A 15,090-nucleotide genomic window follows, 5' to 3' on the forward strand; every position below is an offset into this window, starting at 1 on the left:
CCTGCGGCACGCGGGATGACCACGGCCGCGCGGGCTCGGCTCAGGTCCGGTTCGCGGCGACGGGAGCCATGACGGCGCGCAGCCGGTCCGCGGCTGCCTCCGGGGTGAGGTCGCGCTGCACGTCGGCGAGCATCTCGTAGCCGACCTGATGCTTGCGAATGGTCGGGGAGCGCAGCAACGGCGGATAGAAGTGGGCGTGCAGCTGCCAGAACGCCGCGGGTGGATCGCCGGGTCCCCAACCAGGATCAAGGTCCGGCCCCAGCCCCGACTCCGGCTCCGGCTCCGACCCCAGCTCCGGCCCCGGCCGGGGTCCGGGCGCGGGATGCGGCCCGGGAGCCCCGTGCCAGCCCATCGAGAACGGGAAAGGATGGTCGAACAGGGCGTCGTAGCCGGTGAGGAGGCGGCCGAGCAGGCGGGACAGCCCGTCCCGCTGGTCGTCGGAGAGCGCGGCGAGGCGGTCGACCGGATGCCGGGGCAGGAGCAGGGTCTCGAACGGCCACAGCGCCCAGAACGGCACGACGACGAGCCAGTGCTCCTCCGCCAGGATCACCCGCTCCCCCGCCGCCGTCTCGATCTCGGCGTAGTCCATCAGCAGGGAGCTGCCAGAGCGGGCGAAGTGCTCCCGCTGCCGCGCGTCCTCGGCGGCTGGCTCGTCGGGCAACGCGTCGCAGGCCCAGATCTGACCGTGGGGGTGCGGGTTCGACGCGCCCATCGCGGTGCCGCGGTTCTCGAAGACCTGCACCCAGCGCCAGGTGCGGGAGAGTTCCTCCTCCTGCGCCGCCCAGGTGTCCACGACCGCCCGGACCTCGGCCGGAGTCATGTCGACGAGCCCGCGATCATGACGAGGGCCGAAGCACACGACCCGGCAGGTCCCCCGGGCCGGTTCGCTGCGCAGCAGGCCCGATCCGGGACCCGCCGGCCACACCGGGGCCGGGTCGGCGGACGGGGCGACAGGCGGGTCGGCGGGCGGGGCGACGAGCAGGGCTGCGGGCCGAACCGGGTCGGGACGCAGCGCCGGGAAGTCGTTGGTGAACACGTAGGTACCGGAGTAGGAGGGGTTACGTTCACCGCCGGCCCGGAGGTTACCCGGGCAGAGGTCGCATAGAGGATCATGGGCGACCGCGGCCGGCACCGGCGGTGGTTCCTGACCGCCGTGCCACGGTCGCCGCGTCCGCCCCGGCGAGACCAGAACCCAACGGCCGGTGAGCGGGTTGAACCGCCGATGCGTGATGTCGTCCATTGCGACGAAGCCTGCCATGGGCGGCGACCGCGGCAAACGCGCTGCCGGGACGGCCCGGGGTGATCCCCGTTACCACGAAGCCGAGGCGTGACGAGGGGCGACGCGGGGCAACGAGGGGCGGCGAAGCATGACGATGCGTGACGGGACATGACGGGACGAGGCGTGACGAGGCGTGACGACCAGCCCGTCGCGGCGCCGCCGGGTTCCGGGAACCTCATGTTGAGTTCAACTTCAACGCCATAGTCTGCGGGCATGCTTCCTACCGATATGATGACTGTGGGTGAGCTCTCGCAGCGAAGTGGCTTCGCCGCGTCGGCGCTGCGCTTCTACGAACAGCAGGGCCTGCTCACCGCCACCCGGACCTCGGGTGGGCAGCGCCGGTACGAGCGCCATGTCCTGCGGCGGCTGGCGTTCATCCGCGCCGCCACCGCGGTCGGGCTCAGTCTCGACGAGGTGCGGGAGACCCTGTCGACGCTGCCCGAGTCGCGCACGCCGACCAAGGCGGACTGGTCCGCGATCTCGCGGCGGTGGCGCGGCCGGCTGGACGACGAGATCGCGGCCCTGGTCGCTCTGCGTGACGGACTCAACTCGTGCATCGGCTGCGGCTGCTTGTCGCTGCGAAGCTGCCGCATCTCGAATCCGCACGACCGGATCGCCGAGCTGGGGCCGGGCGCTCGCGCGCTGCCGGCTGCGCTGCGCCGGACCCGCAACCCCCTCGATCGGTGTGGTCAGCCCGTCCGATAGGACATCGGACAGGACATCCGCGATAGGACAGACGCGACGGTACGCGGGTGGCGGTCCATCGCCGGACCGACATGAGCCAGATCCGGGACGCCGGACCGGGATGCCGGACCGGGATGCCGGATCCGGGACGAGGAGGGGTAGTGGGAGACACATTCGGCATGTTCCAACCGGGTGCCAGCAACGGCGAACCGAGGAGCGGGCGCAGCCAGACGGTCGGTACGGATCCCGTCTCCGGGCTGCCCAGCCGGGTCTCGGCGCACCGTTCGCCCGACATGCCGCCGGACGGTCCCGGTCCGGTGCGGGCCCGTCGCCGCCGCCCGTTAATCGTCGGCATCGGTGGCAGCAGCCGGGCGAACTCCACCACCCACCAGGCCCTGGCGACGGTGCTGGCGATGATGGGGCAGGCCGGCGCGGAGACGATGCTGCTCGGTGCGGCGGACCTGGACCTGCCGATGTACGCGCCGGAACGCCAGGAACGTCCCGCCGCCGCGCTGCGCCTCCTCGCCGCCGTCGAACGGGCCGACGGCCTCGTGATCGCGACTCCCGGCTACCACGGCGGGATATCGGGCCAGGTCAAGAACGCCCTGGACTATCTGGAGGACCTGCGCGGCGCGCCCCGGCCCTACCTGGACGGCCGGGCGGTCGCACTGATCGTCGGCGCCCGGGGCACGCAGGCGGCCGGGACGACGCTGACGGCCCTGCGCTCGACGGTGCACGCCCTGCGCGGCTGGCCGACCCCGCTGGGCGTCACCCTGAACACCGCGGTGCCGCTCTTCGACCCGCACGGGCGAGTGCTCGACCGGACCGTCGCGGCCCGCCTGGACACCCTCGCCGACCAGATCATGGGGTTCACCTACGCCTGGTCCCAGGTGCTCTGAGGTGACCTCAGGTGACCTCAGGTGCTCTGAGGTGCTCTGACGCCGGGACGCGATCCCACGCCGAGGCTCCCGCGGGTCCCAGCCAACCCGGGCGTATCCGTCCTGAGCAGGCAGGTCTACCGTGGCGGGGCCCGGCAGGGGACAGCGGGGCCCGGCAGGGGACCGGAACACGGAACGCGGACGAGGCACGCTCGACGAGGAGGCGGCACGGTGGGACGACGGTACGGGCTCCGGTGGCTCGCCGCGGCGGTTCTGGGCGCCGTGCTGGCGGGAACGCTCGCCGCGTGCGGTGGCGACTCGGACGGCGAAGCCACCGGCACGTCCTCGGCCGGATCAACGGTCAAACTGATGATCATCGCCCCGGTGGGCACGTCCGGAACGAACTACCCGGAGATGGTGGCCGCCGCCCGGGCCGCCGTGCGCGGGGTCAACGCCCGGGGTGGGATCGCCGGCCACCGGGTCGAGCTCGTGCACTGCAACGAGAAGAACGACGCCGCCGTGGCCAGGAAGTGCGCCCAGCAGGCGGTGGATCAGCACGTGCTCGCGGTCGTCGGCGAGGTCAGCGGCTCGGGTGGGATCATGCCCATCCTGGAGAACGCGGGGATCCCGTCCATCGGTTCGGCCGGGATCTCGGCCGACGGATCCGAGCTCAGCTCTCCGATCAGCTACGTCATCAGCCCGCTGGCGCTCTACCCCGCGGTCTGCCCGTCGTTGCTCGCCAAGGCGGGAGCCACCCGCCTCGGGCTGGTCGGCTACGACCTCAGCGCCAGCGACCGGCTCATCATCATGGCCGAGGGCGGCGCGAAGGCGGTGAACCGTCCGATCAATCCGAAGATCCGTATTCCGATCACGACGAGCGACTTCACCCCGGCGATCTCCCAGCTCACCCGGTCCGGTGCCGACGGAGCCGTGCTCGTCGTGTTCGACCAGGCCGCCTACGCGGTGATCTCCCAGGCCGGCCAGCGGGTCCGGACCTGCCACGCGGCCGGAACCCTCTCGCCGAAGTACCTGTCGACGCTCGGTCCGGCCGCGGACAACCTCGTGGTCGCGACCGCGTTCCCCGAGCTGAGCCAGGCCGGCCAGTTCCCCGAGGTGGCCCGGATGATCTCCGAACTGGACGCCGAGCAGGCCGGCGGGGACGCGGACGCGGCCCCCGCGCTACGCACCACGACGACCACCACCGGCGCGTGGCTGTCCGTGCAGATCGCCGAGAAGGTGGGCAACAAGGTGTCCGGCCCGCTCACCGCCCGCACCCTGCTCGACCAGCTCAACCGGACCACCGACCTGGACCTGGGCGGCATCGTCCCGCGGCTGAACCTCACGGCGACGACGCCGATCCCCGGGGCGGAACGGATCTTCAACACCACGCTGCGGGGAGCCCGCTGGGACAGCGCGTCGAAGAGCTTCGTGCCACTCGGCCCGGAGACCTACTCCGGCCTGGACATCCTGCGCCGGGCCGCCTCCTGACTCTGAGGCACGCGCTGACCCGGGTCAGGCACGCGGGCCGCTGAGGGCGCCATTGCCGGATGGGGCGCCATTGCCGGAGTCCGCCGGCCGTCCGGGTGACAGATAGGCGCCGAGCAGGGTCTCCCGGTCGGCACGGGCCTGGGCGGCGGTGCCCGACCAGGCGAGGGCCCCATGCCGCAGGACGTGCACCCGATCGGCGATCGACAGGGCGCTGCGGACGTGCTGCTCGACGAGGATCACGGCGAGCCCATCGTCCGCGGCGGCGCGCACCGCCGCCAGCAGACGGTCCACGACGCGCGGCGCGAGGCCCAGCGAGAGCTCGTCGGCGAGCAGAACCGTGGGCCGGCGCGCCAAGGCGCGCGCGAGGGTCACCATCTGCTGCTGCCCCCCGGAGAGCAGCCCCGCCCGCCGATCGAGGTGCTCGGCAAGCTCGGGGAAGACCGCGAGGGCGAGGTCCGGGTCGCATCGACCGACCCGGAGATTCTCCCGGACGGTGAGGTCCATGATGACCGAGCGTTCCTCGGGAACCAGGCTCAGGCCACGTCGGCACCGTTCGTGCAGCGCGGCGGTCGTCACGGCCCCGGCGAGCAGGACCTCGCCTCCCGCCGACGGGATCGCGCCGGCCAGCGCCAGCAGTGTCGTCGTCTTGCCGGCGCCGTTCGGGCCGAGCAGGGTCACGACCTCGCCGGCGTGAACCTCCAGGTTGAGGTCGCGGACCACCGGGCCGTTGCCGTAGCCGGCGGACAGGCCCCGCGCCGCCAGCACCGCGGGGCCGGCCGCGAACCGGGCCGGGTCCGTCCTGTCGGCGACGCGGTCCCCGGTCCCGCCCGCGGACGGGCCGGCCGGCCGGGTCCAGGAGACGGCCCGCCGGGTCCAGGAGACGGCCCGCCGGGTCCAGGAGACGGCCGGCCGAGTCCAGGAGACGGCCGGCCGGGCCGGGACCGCCGCCTCCCCCAGGCAGGCGACCCGCACCCGGGGGTCGTCGCGCACCCGCTCCGGCGTCCCCTCGGCGATGCGCTCCCCGGCGTCCAGCACGACCACCCGGTCGCAGACCCCCATGACCACGTCCATGTCGTGTTCGTTGAGCAGGATGCCCAGTCCCCAGTCGTCGGCGAGCCGACGCAGCAGGCCCGCGACCTCCGCGCTCTCCGATTCGTCCAGCCCGGCGCACGGCTCGTCGAGCAGCAGCACGGCGGGGCGCGCCGCGACGGCCCGGGCGATGGCCAGCAGCCGACGACGACCGTAGGGAAGCTCCGCCACGGTGCGCAGGAGATCGTCGCGCAGCCCGAAGGCGTCGACCGCGGCGACCGCGGCCGGCTCAAGCGGACGTCCCCGGGGGAACAGCAGGTCGGTGAGATAGGCGCGGGTGTCCCGGCGGTCGCTGGCCGCCTGGATGTTCTCGATGACCGTCAGATCGTCGAACAGCTCCAGGTTCTGGAACGACCGGCTGATGCCGGCGCGGGCCCGCCGGTGCGCCGGCAGACGGTCCAGCCGGACGCCGCCCAACGTCATCGACGTGACCGACGTGACCGAGGACGGGGTGTAACCAGTGATCGCGTCGATGACCGTCGTCTTGCCCGCGCCGTTCGGGCCGATCATCCCGACGATCTGACCGGGTTCCACCCGCAGGTCGACCGAGCGCACCGCGGTGACCGCGCCGAACCGGACCGTCAGACCCCAGACCGACAGGACGGCGGGCACGGCGGGCAGCGCGGCGGGCGGCGCGCCGAGCAGGCGGGCCAGGCGGGCGGCATCGCGGCGACGGCGGCGGGCGGCCGCCGCCGGGACCCGGTCGTGGAGCAGCCTGGCGGTGCGGGCGTTCTCCGGCGCCATGCCCCCACCCGACCGGGACAGCACGACGACGAGGACGATCCCGCCGATCAGCGGCACGTAGCGGTCGAGCTCGGCCAGCCAGTCCCGCACCCAGCCGCCGAAGACCGCTGCGACCAGGGCGGCGACGGCGGCGACGGCCCAGGGGGCGTACCGGGCGGCGGCGCCGAGCCGGCGGCGCGGGCGCGGCGCGCTGACGAGCGAGGCACCGGCGGCGAGGCCGAGCAGCCCGGCGAGGGCCGCCACGACGACCCGCAGCAGCACGCCGAGCCGGGCGAGCAGGTCGCCGACCCAGCCGCCGAGCCGGGTCGCGAGCGCCCCGGCGGCCATCGTCGCCCCGGCGAACGCCCCGCTGACCCAGCCGACCCCGCCGAGCACCGCGTAGGCGATGAGCATGATCGACGAGAACGGCGCGAAGGCGCCACCGCCATAGTCGATGTTCCCGCGCTCCCCGTAGACGTAGAACGCATAGAGCACCCCGCCGAATCCGGCGATGGCCGCCGACAGCGCGAAGGCGTAGAGCTTCGCGCCGACCACGCTGATGCCGAGCGCGGCGGCGGCCCGCTCGTTGGTCCGCACCGCGATCAGTCGCCGGCCCGCGCGCCCGCGCCGCAGGTTGGCGACGGCCAGCGCGACGAGGACGAAGGCGAGGACGGAGACGGTCGCGAACCCGCGGGGGTTGGCAACCTTGTCCAACTCGATGCCGAGGAATGTCTGACGGCCGACGACCGTGCCCTCCGGGGAGGCCAGATCGCCGAACAGCGAACCGATGGAGCCCGCGCTCCTCGGTGCCGGGGAGTGGTAGCCGCGCTGGAACAGCAGAGCGTCGACGGCGGTGCCCAGGCCCAGGGTCACCACCGCGAGCTGCAGGCCCCGGGTCCGCAGCGCCGGCAGGGCGAACAACAGTCCGACCGCGGCCGTGCCGGCGACCCCGACGAGCATGGCCGCCTCCAACGGCCAGCCGCGGGTCGCGACGAGCCGTCCGGCGATCAACGCCGCGATGCCGGAAAAGGCGAGCTGCGCCAGGGACAACTGCCCGGTGAACCCGACGAGCACGACGACGGACAGGATGACCAGCGCCCACAGGGCGTTCGCGTCGATCGCGTCGACCCAGTCAACCGGCAGCAGCCACCAGATCGCCGCCAGGGTGGCCGCCACGGTGACCGCGAGGGCGCGCGGATGCACCCGGCCGCTACCGAGGGCAGGCTGACGTTCGGCGAGGTGGCCGCGTTCGGGTATTCCCTGCCCGCGGATCGCGAGGTAGAAGACGATGACCGCCAGCGGCACAGCCCGGTCGACCCCGCGCCACCAGGGGTGCTCGGCGACCAGCTGGAACTGGGTCTCCACCTCGACGACCCCGAGGGCGAGCCCGCCCGCCAGCACCATCGGGAAGGAGCGAAACCGCGCGACCAGCGCGACCGCCAGCGCCGGGACGATGAGCAGGAGCAGGTTCGCCGAGGACAACGGGTTCTGCAGCGGCGCGAGCAGGACCCCGCCGAGACCGGCCAGCGCGCTGCCGGCGCCCCAGGCAGCGGCGGCGACGGTGTCCGCCGACCAGCCGAAGGTCGCGGCGGCCCTGAGGTTCTCCGCCGCCACCGTCGCGGCGAGGCCCACCGTGGTGAACCGGAACACCGCCCAGAGCCCCGCGACCAGCACGGCGACCACAGCCAGCCGGACGAACACGGACACGCCGACGGGCTCGTCGAACAGCGTTATCCTGCCGGTCGGCAGCACCGTCGGGGAGGTACGCACGGCACCGGCGAACATCAGCGTCAGCAACGACTGCAAGATGATCAGCAGGCCGAGCGTCGCCATCAGCCGCAGCAGCGAGGTCGCCTCGCGCAGTGGCCGCATCACCAGCAGGTGGAACACGACCCCGATGACGGTCGTCGACAGCACGGCCAGCGGCGCCGCGAGGCCGAGCGGCAGCCCCCACCCGGCGTGCAGCCCATGGAAGGCATAGGCCGCCCAGGCCAGCAGCGCGCCCTGGGCCAGGTTGAGCACGCCGGCCCCGCGGGCGATGACCACCACACCCGAGGCCACGAGGGCGTAGAGCGCGCCCGTGCCCAGACTGAGCAGGGCGTAGCCCATGACGTCATTCAACGGCGGTCCACCCTGCTCCGGGCACCGCGGAACGGTGCCTCGATCATCCCTCAGCGGCCCCCCACCAATGGTCGCCGGCTCTCCTCGATCGCGATGAGCGGCGTGAGCCCACCGGAAAATCCGCAGGCCAGACCATTGATCATATGATCACGGCAACCGAGGTGACGGTACGACCGGACAGACCGACAAGGCAATCAAACCAGCCACAACAGCCACCGAACCCCACGAGAGCCACCGAATAGCATAAGAGCCACAGAACCTCGCGAAAGCTACCTAACCCCACGGATTGGTCGGGGGTGACGGAACGTGGGCACACCGCGAAACGTCCGGGATGGCACCATCGGACGAACGCTCGATGGCGGACGACCACGGCTACAGGGGTGGAAACGGATGAGGGACCTGGTGCCTGGCGCGAACGGGCCGTTGCCTGCCGGCCCCGTCTCGGTCCGGCTCGCCGGTCCCTTCGACGTCTGTGCGCTCGTCACCGGCGCGAACGGCAAGGTCGCCGCGGACAGCGACTTCGTGTTCTACAACCAGCCCAGGGCGCCGGGCGTGGCACTCTCGGGCGGCGCGGTGACCGTCGATCCGGGCCGGCTGCGCCTGGGCGCCGAACGTGTCGTGATCGCCGCCAGCCCCGAGGACGGTACGACGCCCTTCGGACGGCTGCCAGCTCTCGCCGTCACCATCCATAATGATCATGATGACCTCATCGCCCGCTTCGCACCACCGCCGTTGTCCCGCGAGACCGTGGTCACGCTGGTGGAGATCTACCGGCGCGGCCCCGCGTGGAAGATCCGGGCGGTGGGGCAGGGCTACGCGGACGGCCTCGCCGGTCTCGCCCGGGACTTCGGAGTCGACATCGACGACGGCGACCAGGGCGACCAGGGCCACCAGGGCCACCAGGGCCACCAGGGCCACCAGGGCCACCAGGGCCACCAGGGCCACCAGGGCCAGGGTCAACGCCGTGACCCTCCCGGGTACCCCGATTCCACGGGTCGGGGTACCCGGGAGGGTGATCTGACCCTCGTGCTCGCGCGGGTCGTCACGCTCACCAATGCCGAGCGCGCCCGGGAGGGTCTCGCGCCGCTGACCGTCGACGACCGCTTGGCCGCCGCCGCGGAGGCGCACAGCGTGGACATGGCGACCCGTGGCTTCTTCGCGCACACCAGCCCGGAGGGACGCACGGTGTCCGACCGGGTGAGCGCTCTGGGCTACCGCTACGCCCAGGTCGCCGAGAACATCGCCGCCGGCCAGAGCAGCGCGGACGAGGTGGTGACGGGATGGATGAACAGCCCCGGCCACCGGGCGAACATCCTCATCCCGCGGCTGCGCCAGATCGGCGTCGGGCAGGCCACCGGCGGCGAGTATGGTCGCTACTGGACGCAGGTCTTCGGCACCCTGCTCTGACCGCTGGCACTCTGACCGCAGGCACTCAGACCGCAGGCGTACCGGAGGTAGGTCGCACCTTCGGCTACAAAGGTATCGGCATTCCCGCGCGGGCGTTGACCGACCGGGCCGAACGGATCACGATTTTCCTGCGCCGACCCCAAGGAACCGCCAGAACCGGTGACACCGCCGCCGCGAGCGGAGAATCTGCGCAATCCGGCTGTGCACGTTCCACCCGAACCGCCGGGAAGGACGACGTCACAAGTCTTCGCCCACGCCTGGAGAAGTGCGCGTCGAATCTCCGGACAACGACGTTCGACCATGCCCGCGAACCATTGATCTAGCTTCCTTCCTGGTTGATGAGTCAGCTTTCATCGACAAGCTCGACACGCGTTCCACAACCCAGGACAGGACTGGAGAATGCGCACAGAGAACAAACGGGACGGGACAGCGTCCCAGCCCAGGAGATATTCGAACGGCCGTCACGCGCGGACTCGAGCACGTCGCCACCGGATCGGCGGGCTGCTACTCACCCTCACCGTGGCCCTGATGACCGGGGCATTGACCGGACCTGCCCGCGCGCAGGCCCCGACGATCATCGAGGACAGCGCCATCGGCACCGGGCTCAACCAGGTCTCCTACACGGGGACGTGGACCCGGTGCACCGGGTGCATAGCCGGGCCCCTCGACGACGGCTTCCGGTACTCGTCGACCTACGGCAGCGTCGCCTCGTTCCAGTTCATCGGCACGCGGGTGACCATCTTCGGGGTCAAGGGGCCGTGGAGCGGCCAGGCCGCGATCAGCATCGACGGCAGCACCCCGCAGCTCGTCGACACCTTCGCTACGGTCGCGGTCGCGAGCTCGATCTTCACCTCGAACACGCTCACCGCGGGCACCCACACAGTGCAGATCACCAACCTGCACCAGCGCAATGCCGCGTCCCGGGGCTACGACGTCGCCTTCGACCGCGCCGAGGCGATCAACGAGGTGGCGCCGCCCCCGCCGACACCGCCGGTGCCCACGGCGCTCACCATCGAGGACACGACGATCGGCACCGGCACCAACCAGGTCTCTTACTCGACCGGGTGGACGAAGTGCACCGGCTGCATTACCTCCCCGAACAACAGCTTCTACTACTCGGCGACCGCCGGCGCGGTCGCCACGATCCGTTTCAGCGGAACGCAGATCAACATCTACGGCGCCAAGGGCCCGATCGGGGGATTCAGCACGATCCGCCTGGACGGCGGCCAGCCGGTCAACGTCGACACCTACGCGCCGACCTCGAGCATCACCCTGTTCTACAGCTCGGACAAGCTCGCCGCCGGCACGCACACCCTGACCCTGACGAATACCGGGCAGCGCAACACCTCCTCGCAGGGCAACAACGTCGGTTTCGACCGGGCGGAGGTCACCACCGGAGCGAACCCGCCGCCGGCCCCGCCGTCCTACGCCGGGCCCCGCTCGGGCAAAGGGTGGCTGACCGGAACCTATCCCGATCCGGTGATGAACCAGCAGAACCTGGAGGCGTTCTGCACCTGGCGCGGGGCGCCCTGTGACTTCACCCTGCTTTACACCACCCGGAACAGCTGGGCGAACGTCAGCCAGCCGGTGGATCTGCTGCGCACCTTCGCCAACTGGCCCGGCCGGTTGATCATCTCCATCCCCCCCTTCCCGGAGCACATCGGTGCCAGCAACGCGACCTGCGCCACCGGGGCCTACGACGAGTACTGGAAGACCTTCGGCCGCGTACTGAACGCCTACGGCCGGCAGAACTCCTACCTGCGAATCGCCTGGGAGGGCAACGGCGACTGGTACGAATGGTCCGCCACCAACCCCAAGGACTACGTCAACTGCTGGCGCCACGTCGCGGACGCCATCAACTCGACCGCGGAGCCGGACCCCACCCTGTGCTGGTGCCTCAACGCTCACTACTCGCAGAACCCGCCGAGCCACAACCCGATGGACATGTATCCGGGCGACGCCTGGGTGGACGGGGTCGGCCTCGACGCGTACGACCACTGGCCGCCGTCCCGGACAAAGGCCGAGTTCGACGCCCAGGCCAACGCCCCCGGTGGGCTGAACTACTGGTTCAACTTCGCCCGCGCGCACAACAAGCTCTTCGGCGTCGGCGAATGGGGGGTGGTGAGTACCAGCGGCAACAACGGTGGCGGTGACAACGCCAATTACATCCAGTGGATGTACGACTGGTTCGTGGCCCATGCCGGCAAGGGGCTGGCCTACGAGTATTACTTCAACAACTGCGACCCGAACAACGTCGGTTCGAACCTGTACCGACCGCTCAGCGCCACGTGTCTCTACCTGAACCGGCAGGCGGGCGCCCGCTATAAACAGCTCTACTCCGGGCAGTAGGCTCCGGAGGTGACGCCGGGTGCCGCCCGCCGGCAATGATTCAGTGGGCGGCACCCCTCCACCCGAGGGGGTCCTCAGCCGGGCCGCCGGTCGCGGCTGGGACGTAGCTCGACCGATTCATAGGCGGCCGGGATGTACCACGATTCGCGGCCGTCGTCCCACCGGACGATGAACGGCGCTCGGCCGCTCTCGCCGCGAATCTTGAGTATCACACCGTGGCGCTCGGTACGACCTGTTGCCGAATTACGCACGACGAGGCGGTCCCCGACCCTGGCGTACATGATGTTCCCGGTGTACATCAGGATTCCCTCCCGCGGTCCGTTCGCGGTCCGTTCCGGCATCAGCGCGTCGCCACTCCGTCGAACAGGTCGGTTTCCACGCCGGAACCCGAGCCCGGGCCCACCGCCCCCCGGGCCAGCACGAAGTTCTCGGTGGCCTTCGCCGACCGGCCGTTCCCGTCGACCAGAGCGAAGAAGAATCCGTCCACGGTCATCTGGCTGCGGTGGGCCCGCATTGCCGCGATCTTCGCGGCGAAGAAGCCCGGCGCCTCGATCGTCGTGGTGACCTTGGTATCGGGAACCGACAGCAGCATGTCCGAGGGCATCGTGATCCCCTCGGGGACCGTCTTCGCCAGGTCGGACCGCCAGATGCGGTCCACCGCGGACTCGACCGCGGAGTGGGACAGCGCCGTCTCGTACAACTTCGAGACCTGCCAGGTCGGACCCGCGTCGGGAGCGAAGTCCGGATCGGCCGCGTCGGCGAAGGCCCGGACGGTGACGTCGTGCGCCCTGATGTGATCGGGATGACCGTAGTCCCCGATCGCGTCGTAGGTCACGATCACCTGCGGCCGGACCTCCCGCACGATCCGCACGAGCGCCTCGGACGCGTCGTCCATGTTCGCCCGCCAGAAGCAGCGCGGGTCGTCGTTCGCGGGGCTGTCCAACATGCCGCTGTCCCGCCAACGACCGGCGCCCCCGAGGAAGCGGTAGTCGGTGACGCCGAGCTCGGTACACGCCTGTTCCAGCTCCCCGATCCGGTATCCGCCGAGCTGGTCCGCGCGGTCCGCCCGCAGGTTGGTCAGCTCGGGGACCAGCACCTCGCCCATCTCGCCCAGCGTGCACGTGACAAGGACCACCTGGGTGTCGGGATCGGCGGCGTAGCAGGCCATCGTCGCCCCGGTCGCGATCGTCTCGTCGTCGGGATGAGCATGGACGAACACGATCCGACGGGCCGGCAGCGCACCGGAACCTTGAGTAACCGGCATAGCTTGACGGTAGGGGCGACCCACGGACGGCGCATCTCGACCATCGAACCGGTAACTTGCGGATACAGAGCCCGCAACCGCATCGATAACCCATAAGAGACAAACAGCTCACAGATCAACGAATCGACGAAGGCGGGCGGAAAGAACAAAGATCTTCATCCAAGCATGATCCGGGGAACGGGAAGGGCATGAGTGATGCACCCACCAGACAGGACGTCCGATGGACTCGGGAGGCCATTCGCCGAGTCGAGGCCGACACCAACAGGTCGGCGGACACCCACCTGTTCCCCCTGCACCTGTGGCCGGCGGAACGGGGCGTGGACATCTATCTGAAGGACGAGTCGACGCATCCCACCGGCTCGTTGAAGCACCGCCTGGCCCGGTCGCTGTTCCTCTACGGGCTGTGCAACGGCTGGATCCGGGAGGGGACGACGATCGTCGAGGCCTCCTCCGGGTCGACGGCGGTCTCGGAGGCCTACTTCGCCCGCATGCTCGGGCTCCCCTTCATCGCCGTCATGCCCGCCTCGACCAGCACGCAGAAGATCGCCCTGATCGAACGTGAGCGGGGTCGCTGCCACCTGGTGGCGGACGCCACCACGGTGTACGCGGAGGCCAGGCGGCTGGCCGAGGCCACGAACGGTCACTACATGGACCAGTTCACCTACGCGGAACGAGCGACGGACTGGCGCGGCAACAACAACATCGCCGAATCGATCTTCAATCAGATGGCGCTGGAGCGCCATCCCATCCCCACCTGGATCGTCGTCGGCGCCGGCACCGGGGGCACCAGCGCCACGATCGGGCGTTATCTGCGGTACCGGCAGCACAACTGCGCGCTGTGCGTCGTCGATCCCGAGGGCTCGGTGTTCCACCGCGCCTGGTCCACCGGCGACCCGCACGTCACCGGCGGGCACTCCCGCATCGAGGGCATCGGCCGCCCACAGGTGGAGCCGAGTTTCCTCCCCGACATCGTCGACCGAATGATCACTGTGCCCGACGCGGCGTCCGTCGCGGCCATGTTGTTCCTGGAGACGCTGACGGGCCGCCGGACGGGTGCCTCCACCGGGACGAACCTCTGGGGCGCGGTACGGCTCGCCTGCGAGCTGGTGTCCTCCGGTCACCGCGGCAGCGTGGTCACTTTGATCTGCGACGGCGGCGAACGGTACGCCGACACGTATTACTCCGGTTCCTGGCTCGACGCGGCCGGCCTCGACCCGCGGCCGTTCACCGAGATCCTGTGCCAGGCCGTGACCTCCGCGGCCTGGCCGGGCTGAAGCGGCCTGGCCGGCGCGGTGGCGACTCACCGAAAGCGATGCTACGGTTCCTCTGGCCACTAAATGCCACCGGTAAATTACCTACTGCGGTGATTTTATGCGGAACCTGTCGCAGGATCCGGCCGGGCAACGACCGGCCGACTCCGAGCCCGCCCGGCACGGCGAGACGGTCCTGATCGCCGAGGACGATGCCGCGTTGCTCGAGGTCGCCCGGCGGATCCTGAGCCGCAACGGCTACGAGGTGCTGGCGGCTTCCACCGCCCTCGACGCGTGCTCGATCGCGATCGAGCACCGGGGCGACATCCACCTGCTGCTCACGGACGTGATCATGCCGCGCATGCAGGGCAGGGAGCTCGCGAACCGCATCCGGGCCCAGCAACCCGGCATCCGGGTGCTCTACATGTCGGGATACGCCGATCCCGTCCTCACCGCGCAGGGGAAGCTGGACCCGGGGGTATCGCTGTTGACCAAACCCTTCTCCGAACGCACCCTGCTGGACAAGGTCCGGCAGGTCCTCGATGCTCCCCGCTGACC

At 70.8% G+C, this 15,090-nt stretch carries 11 protein-coding genes; 7 read left to right on the forward strand and 4 right to left on the reverse strand.

All coding sequences use genetic code 11. From position 1 onward, the window contains the following. Positions 1-40: 40 nt before the first annotated feature. Positions 41-1,240, reverse strand: a complete 1,200-nt coding sequence (locus tag FRANCCI3_RS17425) for a UDP-glucose--hexose-1-phosphate uridylyltransferase (RefSeq protein ID WP_235462926.1) — start codon at positions 1,238-1,240, stop codon at positions 41-43. 252 nt (positions 1,241-1,492) lie between these two features. Here FRANCCI3_RS17425 and soxR point away from each other — a divergent pair, with 252 nt between their 5' ends. From soxR to FRANCCI3_RS17440, 3 genes are all read left to right on the forward strand, one after another. After that, positions 1,493-1,984, forward strand: coding sequence for a redox-sensitive transcriptional activator SoxR (soxR, locus tag FRANCCI3_RS17430; protein ID WP_011437832.1), 492 nt, complete (start codon positions 1,493-1,495; stop codon positions 1,982-1,984). Positions 1,985-2,097: 113 nt separating this feature from the next. Then, positions 2,098-2,862 carry an NADPH-dependent FMN reductase gene (locus FRANCCI3_RS17435; protein ID WP_011437833.1) on the forward strand — a complete coding sequence of 255 codons (765 nt, stop codon included), beginning with the start codon at positions 2,098-2,100 and terminating at the stop codon, positions 2,860-2,862. 210 nt (positions 2,863-3,072) lie between these two features. Next, the gene (locus tag FRANCCI3_RS17440; RefSeq protein WP_011437834.1) at positions 3,073-4,329 is read left to right on the forward strand and encodes an ABC transporter substrate-binding protein; all 1,257 of its coding nucleotides are present in this window, start codon (positions 3,073-3,075) and stop codon (positions 4,327-4,329) included. Positions 4,330-4,353: 24 nt separating this feature from the next. Here the strand turns inward: FRANCCI3_RS17440 and FRANCCI3_RS17445 are convergent, their stop codons facing one another. Next, positions 4,354-8,262, reverse strand: coding sequence for an ATP-binding cassette domain-containing protein (locus FRANCCI3_RS17445; RefSeq protein ID WP_011437835.1), 3,909 nt, complete (start codon positions 8,260-8,262; stop codon positions 4,354-4,356). 402 nt (positions 8,263-8,664) lie between these two features. Here FRANCCI3_RS17445 and FRANCCI3_RS17450 point away from each other — a divergent pair, with 402 nt between their 5' ends. Further along, on the forward strand, positions 8,665-9,669 hold the full coding sequence (locus tag FRANCCI3_RS17450; protein WP_237704545.1) for a CAP domain-containing protein: 1,005 nt from the start codon (positions 8,665-8,667) through the stop codon (positions 9,667-9,669). 399 nt (positions 9,670-10,068) lie between these two features. Continuing rightward, positions 10,069-12,018: a glycosyl hydrolase gene (locus tag FRANCCI3_RS17455; RefSeq protein ID WP_011437837.1), complete on the forward strand. Its 1,950-nt coding sequence runs from the start codon at positions 10,069-10,071 to the stop codon at positions 12,016-12,018. 74 nt (positions 12,019-12,092) lie between these two features. Here the strand turns inward: FRANCCI3_RS17455 and FRANCCI3_RS17460 are convergent, their stop codons facing one another. Next, positions 12,093-12,317: a DUF1918 domain-containing protein gene (locus tag FRANCCI3_RS17460; protein ID WP_232235012.1), complete on the reverse strand. Its 225-nt coding sequence runs from the start codon at positions 12,315-12,317 to the stop codon at positions 12,093-12,095. Positions 12,318-12,358: 41 nt separating this feature from the next. Next, positions 12,359-13,282: an N-acetyl-1-D-myo-inositol-2-amino-2-deoxy-alpha-D-glucopyranoside deacetylase gene (gene mshB / locus FRANCCI3_RS17465; RefSeq protein WP_011437838.1), complete on the reverse strand. Its 924-nt coding sequence runs from the start codon at positions 13,280-13,282 to the stop codon at positions 12,359-12,361. 188 nt (positions 13,283-13,470) lie between these two features. On the opposite strand from mshB, the gene FRANCCI3_RS17470 reads away from it, so the two are divergent. Together FRANCCI3_RS17470 and FRANCCI3_RS17475 are read left to right on the forward strand one after the other, a co-directional pair. Continuing rightward, a complete protein-coding gene (locus FRANCCI3_RS17470) occupies positions 13,471-14,556 on the forward strand; it encodes a PLP-dependent cysteine synthase family protein (protein ID WP_011437839.1) in 1,086 nt (361 codons plus the stop codon). A 97-nt stretch (positions 14,557-14,653) separates the two neighbouring features. Continuing rightward, positions 14,654-15,088: a response regulator gene (locus tag FRANCCI3_RS17475; RefSeq protein WP_011437840.1), complete on the forward strand. Its 435-nt coding sequence runs from the start codon at positions 14,654-14,656 to the stop codon at positions 15,086-15,088. The last annotated feature ends 2 nt before the right edge of the window (positions 15,089-15,090 follow it).

This window comes from Frankia casuarinae (assembly GCF_000013345.1).
Taxonomy (GTDB): Bacteria; Actinomycetota; Actinomycetes; order Frankiales; family Frankiaceae; genus Frankia; species Frankia casuarinae.